13 protein-coding genes and 1 tRNA gene are annotated in these 9473 nt (G+C 40.7%); 8 read left to right on the top strand and 6 right to left on the bottom strand.

The window, feature by feature from the left end; all coding sequences use genetic code 11:
• The coding region (locus NTV63_03695) for a hypothetical protein (protein ID MCX6710026.1) at nucleotides 1-193 on the bottom strand (193 nt) is incomplete at its 3' end.
• Here NTV63_03695 and NTV63_03690 point away from each other — a divergent pair.
• Nucleotides 175-606, top strand: coding sequence for an NUDIX domain-containing protein (locus tag NTV63_03690; GenBank protein MCX6710025.1), 432 nt, complete (start codon nucleotides 175-177; stop codon nucleotides 604-606). The two genes, NTV63_03695 and NTV63_03690, sit on opposite strands and share 19 nt — an antisense overlap.
• On the opposite strand, the gene endA is transcribed toward NTV63_03690, so the two are convergent.
• The 3 genes from endA to NTV63_03675 all read right to left on the bottom strand — a co-directional run bounded on the left by endA (nucleotide 607) and on the right by NTV63_03675 (nucleotide 2547).
• Entirely contained in the window at nucleotides 607-1278 is a 672-nt protein-coding gene (endA, locus tag NTV63_03685; protein MCX6710024.1) for a tRNA-intron lyase, read from the bottom strand.
• Nucleotides 1279-1344: 66 nt separating this feature from the next.
• On the bottom strand, nucleotides 1345-2196 hold the full coding sequence (locus NTV63_03680; GenBank protein ID MCX6710023.1) for a stage II sporulation protein M: 852 nt from the start codon (nucleotides 2194-2196) through the stop codon (nucleotides 1345-1347).
• An 81-nt stretch (nucleotides 2197-2277) separates the two neighbouring features.
• Entirely contained in the window at nucleotides 2278-2547 is a 270-nt protein-coding gene (locus NTV63_03675) for a hypothetical protein (GenBank protein ID MCX6710022.1), read from the bottom strand.
• A gap of 101 nt (nucleotides 2548-2648) precedes the next feature.
• On the opposite strand from NTV63_03675, the gene hjc reads away from it, so the two are divergent.
• Genes hjc through NTV63_03650 form a run of 5 tightly spaced genes read left to right on the top strand, consistent with a single transcriptional unit; the run spans nucleotide 2649 to nucleotide 6183 of the window.
• Nucleotides 2649-3065 (top strand): Holliday junction resolvase Hjc, encoded by a 417-nt coding sequence (gene hjc, locus NTV63_03670; GenBank protein ID MCX6710021.1) that lies wholly within the window; start codon nucleotides 2649-2651, stop codon nucleotides 3063-3065.
• Between the two features lie 12 nt (nucleotides 3066-3077).
• The gene (locus NTV63_03665) at nucleotides 3078-3584 is read left to right on the top strand and encodes a hypothetical protein (GenBank protein MCX6710020.1); all 507 of its coding nucleotides are present in this window, start codon (nucleotides 3078-3080) and stop codon (nucleotides 3582-3584) included.
• A gap of 58 nt (nucleotides 3585-3642) precedes the next feature.
• Complete coding sequence (locus NTV63_03660; GenBank protein ID MCX6710019.1) at nucleotides 3643-3936, top strand: diphthamide synthesis protein; 294 nt, start codon at nucleotides 3643-3645, stop codon at nucleotides 3934-3936.
• 4 nt (nucleotides 3937-3940) lie between these two features.
• On the top strand, nucleotides 3941-5731 hold the full coding sequence (locus NTV63_03655) for a DHH family phosphoesterase (protein MCX6710018.1): 1791 nt from the start codon (nucleotides 3941-3943) through the stop codon (nucleotides 5729-5731).
• Between the two features lie 17 nt (nucleotides 5732-5748).
• On the top strand, nucleotides 5749-6183 hold the full coding sequence (locus tag NTV63_03650; GenBank protein MCX6710017.1) for a hypothetical protein: 435 nt from the start codon (nucleotides 5749-5751) through the stop codon (nucleotides 6181-6183).
• Between the two features lie 23 nt (nucleotides 6184-6206).
• Here the strand turns inward: NTV63_03650 and NTV63_03645 are convergent, their stop codons facing one another.
• Entirely contained in the window at nucleotides 6207-8030 is a 1824-nt protein-coding gene (locus NTV63_03645) for a transglutaminase-like domain-containing protein (protein ID MCX6710016.1), read from the bottom strand.
• A 20-nt stretch (nucleotides 8031-8050) separates the two neighbouring features.
• Nucleotides 8051-8179 (bottom strand) — tRNA-Ser (locus tag NTV63_03640).
• 118 nt (nucleotides 8180-8297) lie between these two features.
• On the opposite strand from NTV63_03640, the gene NTV63_03635 reads away from it, so the two are divergent.
• Together NTV63_03635 and NTV63_03630 are read left to right on the top strand one after the other, a co-directional pair.
• On the top strand, nucleotides 8298-8441 hold the full coding sequence (locus NTV63_03635) for a recombinase zinc beta ribbon domain-containing protein (GenBank protein ID MCX6710015.1): 144 nt from the start codon (nucleotides 8298-8300) through the stop codon (nucleotides 8439-8441).
• Nucleotides 8420-9412, top strand: a complete 993-nt coding sequence (locus NTV63_03630) for a patatin-like phospholipase family protein (GenBank protein MCX6710014.1) — start codon at nucleotides 8420-8422, stop codon at nucleotides 9410-9412. The genes NTV63_03635 and NTV63_03630 overlap by 22 nt, the downstream gene beginning before the upstream one ends.
• Nucleotides 9413-9473: the final 61 nt, after the last annotated feature.

Below are 9473 nucleotides of genomic sequence, written 5' to 3'. Positions count from 1 at the left end.
TTATCTGCTCTTCAAGAAGCCTTGACTCTGACTCGTAGAATTTTCCTTCAACAGCGTTTTCTCTCATGGACAATATGAAATTTATTCCATATAAAAATCTATCTCTTTGAAATTTTTCCCTTTGCGTTTCATTGATTGGAAAAATATAAAACAGGTAAATGAATTCTACTGCAAATGCAGATTGAGAAGTCATGCGGGGCAGTTATTTTCAGGGAATTTGAAGGAAGGAATCTTTTTCTGATTTTAAAGCACAAGGCAGGGCACTGGGATTTTTCAAAGGGGCATGTTGAGGGCTCTGAAAGCGGAATTGAAACAGCAAAAAGGGAAGCTGTTGAGGAAACAGGAATAGGAGAGCTTAATTTTTTTGAGGGTTTTTTGGAAAGGATAGGCTACTTCTTCAAGGAAGGGGGAATTATCCACAAGAAAGAGGTTTTTTTCTACCTTGCAAAAACAAGCGAGGAAAAGGTAAACCTCTCTTTTGAGCACACCGCATTTGAATGGCTTTCCTATGAAGATGCATTGAATAAGGTGACATTCAAGAATTCAAAGAAGGTTTTGAAGTCTGCGCAGGAATTTCTTGAAAAATATAAGGAAAGCAAAAAATAATTACGGTCTTATCCACTTTATCTCATAGTATGTGACATCTCCCTCGTCATCCACAATCCCTATGAGAAGCCTTTTTTTTGTGGAGTGTGCAACCCGGTTCTTTGCTGCAAACTCATACCATGTTGAGCTTCCTGACTCGTGCACAGGATATACAATCCATTTTGCGTGGTCTTCGCCGGGTTTTATGCCGCGGTCATAAACCCTGAAGTCAGCTCCGAATTTAAGGGCGGTTTTTACAATGTATCCCCGGTTTCTTAAATCCTTGAATACAGAATACCTTACCCAGACGTTTTTGTCTATCCTCTTCACTTTTTTGAAGAAATTCTCCTTATCTATCTTCTTCTCATTTGAGTCAACTATCTCAATCTTGCCCTTTTCTGAAAGAAACATCGCCTCAAAGAATGCAAGCTGGACCTTTCCATCATCCAGAATTGCTCCGAACCTGCTTTGGTTGTAGAGTTCCCTGGACGCATCAGAGTTCTCAGTTACAACACGCTCTCCTGTGAACAGCGCCCTGATTTTTTCTTTTGGCGCTTTCTCCTCCGCTTCTGGAATTTCCCTCTTTTCCTCCTTTTCAGGCGGTAAAGGCTTGCAGCCCTCTTTTATTTCCGCATCTATTATCGCTTTTATCTCAGCTGCTTCTTCCCGGTTTTTTCTTCTTTTTGCTGCCATTGCGGTTCTGTTGGAAAATCTTATTTAAAAAGGTGTTGTTTTACTAAGTGCAGATTGAGATTTTTTTTAGAAAAGCACAGGGGTTATGAAAATCTCAAGTATTGCAGCAATAAAAAGTATTATTATTGATATGACTATCAAATCAGAGGAGTCCATCATTATCTTTTCAAAATTCTTTGTTGCAAGGTCGTGCCTTATCACCGCAATTGAGATTATGCTTCCTGCAAGCCCTGCTACAAAATATGCAGCCATTTCCGGAATCCCGTGTATTGAATACCTGAAAAGCCCAAGCGCGTATGCTTTCAGGTATGCTGCAGGCGCGCTCATTCCAAGAACAGAAGTGTAGTGCTGAAGGTTTGTCCTTATGAAATTCCCTGTTGCGGCTCCTAGAACAGATGCGTTCCAGACAAGTATGAATATTGCCCCCATTCCATAGACAAAGGAGAAAAGAAGGCAGAAAAGCATTACCTTGAAATTATTCACAAATATCGTTGTAAAAGCATTCCAGTATGAAGCTATTCCTCCTGTTGCATTTCCATTCACCGCAGTTATTGTTTGTGTTTGTATGACAAACGCCTTCTGAACAATGCTAAACGGCATTGAGACATAAAATATTGCGTAGCCAATAACAAAGCCGATAAAGAGGCATACGAAGAAGCTTATTGCCCTTCCGTGCTGCCTAAGGATGCTAACTTCATCCTCTATTTCAACGCCTTCTTTTTCCTGTATTCTCAGAGCATCATAGATTACAGGAATTGAAGCGAAGGTGCAGAGGAATACTGCCACAAGGTCAACATTATCCGGAAATATCCAGAAGCTTATCAGAAGCGCTGCAACAACATAAAGCATGCCTATGAATATCATTTGATACGGCTTTTTTTCAGCGCCCCTCGGCCCGATTATGTATTCTAAAACCATTCTGTCCCTTTTTCCCTTCCTTTTGGTTTATATAAGTTATTATATATACTTTATTATAAGTTCTGCTTCTGAAGATATTTCTCAGTAGGGCTCAAAGCTGAAGTCATCATCGCTGAGTTCATTGCTTTCATTGCGTTCATCAGGTTTTTTCTCTTCGGATGAGCTGCTGTCCATCCCAAACATGCTTGCAATCGCATTTCCAGCGCTTTCAGAACTAGCTGATTTTTCATGGTTGATGTTTTCTCTTTCTTCAAAAGAGCTGCGGTTTTCCCGTATAAGAACCGAAAGCATTCTTATTGCGCTTCTTATTGATGCCTCACTGTCTTTTTCAGTATCTATTATTATTTTCATGATTCTTTTTTCCTTGATTTGCCAGTTTAAATACTTTTTTCTCTTATTTGCCGCATTTTATAGAAAAGAATAAATTAAAGGTGCCTTTTCCACCTGTCCGGATGAACAGAAAGTCAAAGGGAAGCAATGCAGAGCGCGAGCTTGTTTCTATGTTCTGGAAAGCGGGATGGGCGGCAATAAGGGTTGCAGGCTCAGGAAGCGCAAGGTTTCCGAACCCCGATGTCCTTGCAGGTAACAAAAAGCGCCATGTTGCAGTCGAGTGCAAGACAGTTCACGACATCAAAAAGTATTTAAACAGCGCAGATGTTGGGCAGATACGCGAATTTTCAGATAAGTTCGGAGCAGAGCCGTGGATCGGGATAAGGTTTGATTCAGATGAATGGTATTTCCTGAGCCTTGAGGACCTCGAAGGCACATCTGAAGGCAATTTTGTGGTGTCGCTGCAGCTTGCAAAGAAAAAAGGGCTTTTGTTTTCAGAGCTTATCGGAAACTTTGGAAATTCACAGGGCGCCCAGTAAAAAGATGCCAAAATGAAGAAGACAAAAAAGCTAATTGAAACCGTGGTTACTGAGGTTGCAGGGATAGAGGCGCTGTCCGTAGTTAAAATCCTGCTTAAGAAGAATTCGGTTTCAGAATATGACATTGCAGACAGGATTCATAAGGACATAAACCAGACAAGAAATCTTCTGTATGAGCTCCACAAGTCAAACCTGGTATATTCTATAAGGAAAAAAGACAAGGTCAAGGGATGGTACATATACTATTGGACCTTTGATGTTGAGCGCATTTCCCACCTTTATGGAAAAATGCAGGAGAAAAAGATTGAGCAGCTGAAAAAAATGCTTGAACGGGAGGACGGCAAATCCTTCTTTGTCTGCATAAACAAGTGCATGAGAATTGATTTTGAGCAGGCAATGTCCTACAGTTTCAAGTGCCCGGAATGCGGCTCTCTTATGGACAGGGATGATAATTTAAAGAAAGTCATCCAGATAAAAAAACAGATTGAGGAGCTTGAAAAAAACATAAAGAAGAAGTGATTCTTTATCTGCGGTTTTCTCAGTAAGTTTTTTATAATGGACAGGTTTCTATTTTGTTATGAATGTTTTCGGGAAAAATGATTCAGATGATATGGATTACGAGCTTGAGCTTGAACATATTTTTGAGAAAATCATAAAAAGCAGGGCAGCAATTGTATGCATTCAGCTTCCTTCTGGCTTGAAGGGGCGCGCATCATTTATACAGCAGAAGATAGAGGAACGCACCGGATGCAAAGTTGTTGTCTGGGCGGGCTCGTGCTTCGGCGCATGCGATGTTCCAAATCTTGATGGCGCAGGGGTAGACCTGCTTGTTCAGTGGGGGCACGCTGATTTAGAAGGTCCGGTAAGGTGATTTGATGCTTAAGGCATATTCTCTGAGAAAGAGTGCAGAGCTTTCATCCCTGAAATTCGGGGAAAACTATGTTGGCGTTTTCAGGGCAGGTTATGTTCATCTTAGCGACAACATAAGGGGGATTATTGCCAGAAGCGATAAGGAAACAGTTGAGCTGCCTGAAGGAAGCGAGGTTGTGGTTTCGCCAACAAAGATTGTGCTTCCGGATAAGGCGGAATTTGAGCTTCTTACAGACAAGTTTCAGATTTCAAGGGAGAGATTAAGGTTTTCATCAATTTCAGAATCAGATTTTGGGAAGAGAATATTGTCTTTCTGCAGGGTAGACCGGATTTTCAATGCATCAGGGCTTTTTATATTCAATCTTTATGACGGCACTGCAGTGATGCCGGCAAAAAGATTTAGCAGGGCGGGAAATCCATATCCTGAGATTAAAGAGAAGGATTTAGTCAAGGCAGAGCTTATGCTTTCAAGCAACAGCGGTTTAATCGAAGCAGAGATAATCTCATTTGAGAAGCTTTTTGGAAAGTCAGCTGAGGATGTTATGAAAAATATTGAGGAGCGTTCAGGTTCAGATGCAAAAGAGACGGATTTTCTCATAAAGTCCGGTCTTCTTTCCAGAATGAGCGCCATCTTTATGAAAACAGCAACAATCATACGCAGGGCAGTGTTTGAGGGAAAGCCCATAATAATAAGGCATCATGCTGACTGCGACGGCTATTGCGGGGGGATTGCGCTTGAAAGGGCGATACTTCCGCTTATTGCAAAGCAACAGAAGCGCGAGAGTTCCAGATGGTTTTATTACAGAAGGGCGCCAAGCAGGGCTCCGTTTTACGAGTATTCTGATGCCCTCAGGGACATAAGCATGAACCTTTCTGACATTGAAAGATTCGGCGTTAAGGAGCCGCTTATCATACTCGTTGATTTCGGAAGCACAGGAGAGGACATCCCATCAATCAGGAACGTAAGGATTTACGGCGCGCAGGTTGTAATAATAGACCACCATAACCCCGGAGAGATAGAAAACGGCAGGTGCAGAGTTGATGATTTTGTTGATTCGCACATAAACCCTTACCTTGCAGGAGGAGACGGAAATCTTACTGCGGGGATGATTGCATCAGAGCTTGCAAGAATAATCAATCCTGAGGGAGAAAAGATAGATTTTCTCCCGGCAATTTCAGGAATAGCTGACAAGAGCTCATCAAAGGAGTTTTCAGAATACCTTAAGATTGCTGAAAGGCAGTTTTCTTTTGAATATCTGAAATCTGTTGCCGAATGCGTGGATTTTCAGGCATATTACCTCTTTGGAGTTGAGGGAAGGGTAATTGTAAATGACCTTCTTGGAGAGGACCTTGAAAAGCAGAAGAAGCTTGTTGAGATAATAAAAAAGGAGGTTGACTTCAATAAGGCGGAAATCACAAGAGCCATTGAGCATTTTTCAGAGACAAGGGAAATCGGAAAAACAGTTGTTGCAACAATAAATCTCTCTGAAATCGGGTTCAGGGGCGAGGCGCCTGCTCCAGGCAAGATAACTGGGATAGCGCACGAGATTATGATTTCAAGGTTTTCAGGAAGGGAGATAATAACAAGAGGGATTGCCCAGGATTACATTGTGCTCAGGTCATCTCAGAGTTCAAAATTTAATGTCATCAGCCTTATCAGGCGCCTTAACGAAAAGATTCCGTACGGGGGAATTCACGGCGGAGGGCATGAGCATGCAGGAACAGTGAAGTTTTTCCCTGCCGCAGGAAAGGATGTTTTGTCTGAACTGGACATTTTTACAAATGAAAACGTATGATTAAATGAGGTTTTGCAATGCTTAGCATGTTTTTAAGGGGAATAATTTCAGGGGGGATAGTTTCTCTCGGTTTCTTCATAGGAAAATTCCTCTCATCATTGTGCAGGGAAGAAGTGATTTTCCGCAATTATCTCTTTATTGCCTCAAAAGTTCTTGCCATAATTTCCTTTGCGCTGTTAATGAATCTTTTCAGTATTTCCCCCGCTTTAAGATTAATCATTTATTCATCATTGGTGTTTTTGCTTTCAAAAGGCAGAAGTCCAAAAAAAGAATTTCCGATAGTTGCATCTGCGCTGGCGTCCTTTTTGATTTTAGCAATTATCCTTAAATCGTCGGAATCTGCGGGAGCGCTTTACCCGCTTGGATTTTCATCTGTTTTCATGTATTTTATGATTTGCGGCTCCTCATTTTATTTTGAGGAAATGCGCGTTAAAAAGAAAACTTCAAGATAATCAATCGGAATTTCTTAAATTGCCTAAAATATTCCCCGTATGAAATCTTCAATTTTGTATAATGAAAACCTTATCCAGTGCATAATCCCGCCGCGTATGTTAATCTCAATCTCTTTTGATTCAGAATAGTTTTTTCCGTAATCATCTGCAAATTTTACAATTATCCTGATATAGTTTAACCCGGGCTTTAGATTTTTTGGGTTTATCTCTGCAATAACCGGAATTTCCTTCTCAACATTTTCAGAATATGCGATTTCAGTGATTCCCGCCGGCTCAAGCGAGATTGTTATGTTTTTCGGCTCTCCAAAAGTTCTTTCAACAGTGAAGTTCACGCTGAAAATTTCCCAGGAATAAACAGTATTAGAATATTCAATATTCCTTATTCTTGCTTTTGGCTTTTCAATTATCTGGTAATCGAATATTTTGCTTAATGAAATATCGCTGTTCGTTATTGCAATAACTGCCTTCTTTCTCCCGGTTTTTGAAGAATTTATAGTGAATTCAAATGTCTGCTCTTCCAATATTGCAAGGTTGGCAATACTGCAGTTTTTTCCAATGCACATATTAAGGTTCTTCAGCGGTTTGTTCATCGCATTCCTGAATGTGCAGTTGAAATTTCCGCTTTCATTCTGATAAAATTCATTTTTTCCGCAGCTGAAAATAACATCTCCAGAATATTCAGTTTCTCCTTCAATCCTGTTTTTCTCAATTTCATTAAAAACCTCTTCATAGGAAAAAACGGGGTTTTCATTCATTGCAGTAAGCACTATCTCAGAACTGTGGCTTCCGGAATAAACAACAACAGGAATTGTGTAAATGGAATCGCTTTCAAGTTCCTTTCCCCGAACAATGAAAAATGCCTTTTTTGCTTCATAAGGTGAAAGGACAAGATGCTGTGCTTTTTCACTTAAAAGTTCCAGCCCTTCACTTTCAGATATCCTGACAATGGCATTTGCGTAATGTTCAGTTGGGTTGTAAACTTCTGCAATTATGAGATTGAAGGAATCAATGTCCATGATCTGGCTGAATGCAGATGTTGAAATTATTAAGGGAATTGGCTCTTCAGACGCATTAAGCACTTCTGCATCTGTTTTCAATTCTGAGGCGTTTACATTGAAGCCATATCCCTTCCAGGAATACCTTATCGGGCTTATAAGAGTGTCTTCTGAATCTATGAATTTAATGTGCGATGCATCAGTGTATCCGAACTGCCCGTATGTGGGGTCAAAAGGAATCCAGCCGTAGTTTGGGAAATAAACCTCTGCCCAGCCGTGGTTTCCAAATCCAGGTATTTCAGGAATGTTTGAATAGGCAATTCCGCTTGCATACCTTGCAGGTATTCCAATGCTCCTGCACATTGCAATGAATAGTGAAGCCATCTCATCGCATGTCCCTTTTTTGTTTTCAAAAACCCATTTCGCATCCTTAACTTCGTTTCCATAAGAAAGGTCATATTTCACATTTTTGTAAACCCAAAATGCAAGCCTGCTTGTTGCTTCAAAGAGATTTCCGCTTCCCTCAGCAATTTCTGAAGCATAATCCCTTATTTTTGCATCAAAATTTATTGTTGTTGTATTTTCAACATATTTGTCCATATCTTCATTCAGTGCAATTATGGGAAACGGAACTTTGCTTTTGATTTCGGGAGCATTCCTGTTTGAAACCACCTCGGCGTTTATCTCGTAAAAAAGCCGCCCTTCAGAAGGGCTTATCCACCTGAAGAGTATGCAGCAGTCTGTTATTTTTGAGTTGTTTTTTATGCTCAGCGAAACACTCTGGCTTTTTGTGCTCTTTGGAAAAAAGCTTATGTTTGCAGTCACATATTCAATCAGGCTCTTCTCCTCCATTTTCTCCCTAAAAAATGAGGCGCCGAGGAAGGGACTTTCACACACATAAAGCAAGCTTTTGCCTTTTTTATGAAAGTGCTTTGAACCCTTGGGCCCTTTCGGGCAAAGGATTAGCAATCCTTCGCAATACCAGGCTATGCGACCTCGGCGCAGAATAAATAATCGGCAGACTGTTTTTAAATGTTTCTACACACGAAAAAAACAGAAAATTTTTAGGTGGCTAATACAGGAAAAGTATTAAATATTACAAACAAAACATTTACCTTTATGGCAAAAATACTCAAGTGCGAAAAGTGCGGCTCCCCGATGATTAAGCAGGGAAGCATAAGAAGCGGCAACGCAAAGTATGACAGGTATGTTTGCGAAGCCTGCAGGAATGTTTCATTGAAATGCACTGGGCTTCAGGAGTGACTTTAGGGAAATCTGTGATTAATTTGAAGCATAAGCTCGGGATTGCACTTGGAGGGGGCGGGGCAAGAGGGACAATACACATTGGCGTATTAAAAGCTCTGCGCAGGCACAGGATTAAAATTGATGCAGTTTCTGGAACAAGCGCAGGTTCAGTTGTTGCGGCATCATACTGCTGCGGGACAATAAGAGAACTGGAAAATTTCATAATAAATGTCACCAGGAAAGAGATTTTTTCAATGCTTGACCCTGTTTTCTTGCAGGGCGTTCTTGGAGGAAAACGGCTGGAGGAGTGGCTGGAGAAAATAACTCTTGGAAAGAAGTTTGAGGATTTGAAAATTCCCCTTGCAATAAATGCAACAGACATAAGAAAGGGAAAGCAGTTTGTTTTCAGGAAGGGCGATATTGCAAAGGCGATTGTTGCAAGCTGCTCATACCCCGGGATATTCGCTCCTGTAAAATACAGGGGAATGCTTCTTGCTGACGGAGGAATTCTTAACAAGGTTCCGGTGGATATTCTTCCCTCTTTGGGCGCGGATATAGTTATCGGAGTGAATGTAACAGGATACGAGGGTATGCTTCCTGCATCTACCAGGATAATAAACAGGGGGGAATTTTTTGCCGAGAAGTTTGAAAAAATCAGGATTGAAAGGGAAAACGCAGCAAAGATAAGAAAGTATTATTCTGAAAACAGGATTGCAGAACTGAGGAGTAAAAACAAGCCGGTAATCAATTTGAAAAAGAAAAAGTTTCATGAAAGATACAGCGCAGTAAGAATAGTTGCAGATTCCCTCATCCTGAATTTTCCAAAAAGAAACTGCAATTATGAGAAAAATTCAGACCTTATGATAAGCCCGAAATTTTCAGGGATTTCAAGCTTTGACTTTTTGAAAGGCAGGGAGGCAATAGCTCTTGGAAGAGAATGCGCTGAAAGGGAGATTCCGGTAATAAGAAGGATGCTTAAGGAATTCTGAAATTAAAAACATAAAAGTCCATTCCTTTTTTTATGCAGAAAAGCGGCAAAACTCCAATCTT

The sequence above is a fragment of the Candidatus Woesearchaeota archaeon genome, assembly GCA_026394965.1.
Taxonomy (GTDB): domain Archaea; phylum Nanobdellota; class Nanobdellia; order Woesearchaeales; family 0-14-0-80-44-23; genus JAPLZQ01.
Note: the sequence above shows the minus strand (reverse complement) of the source record. Positions and strands in the feature narration are given on the sequence as shown.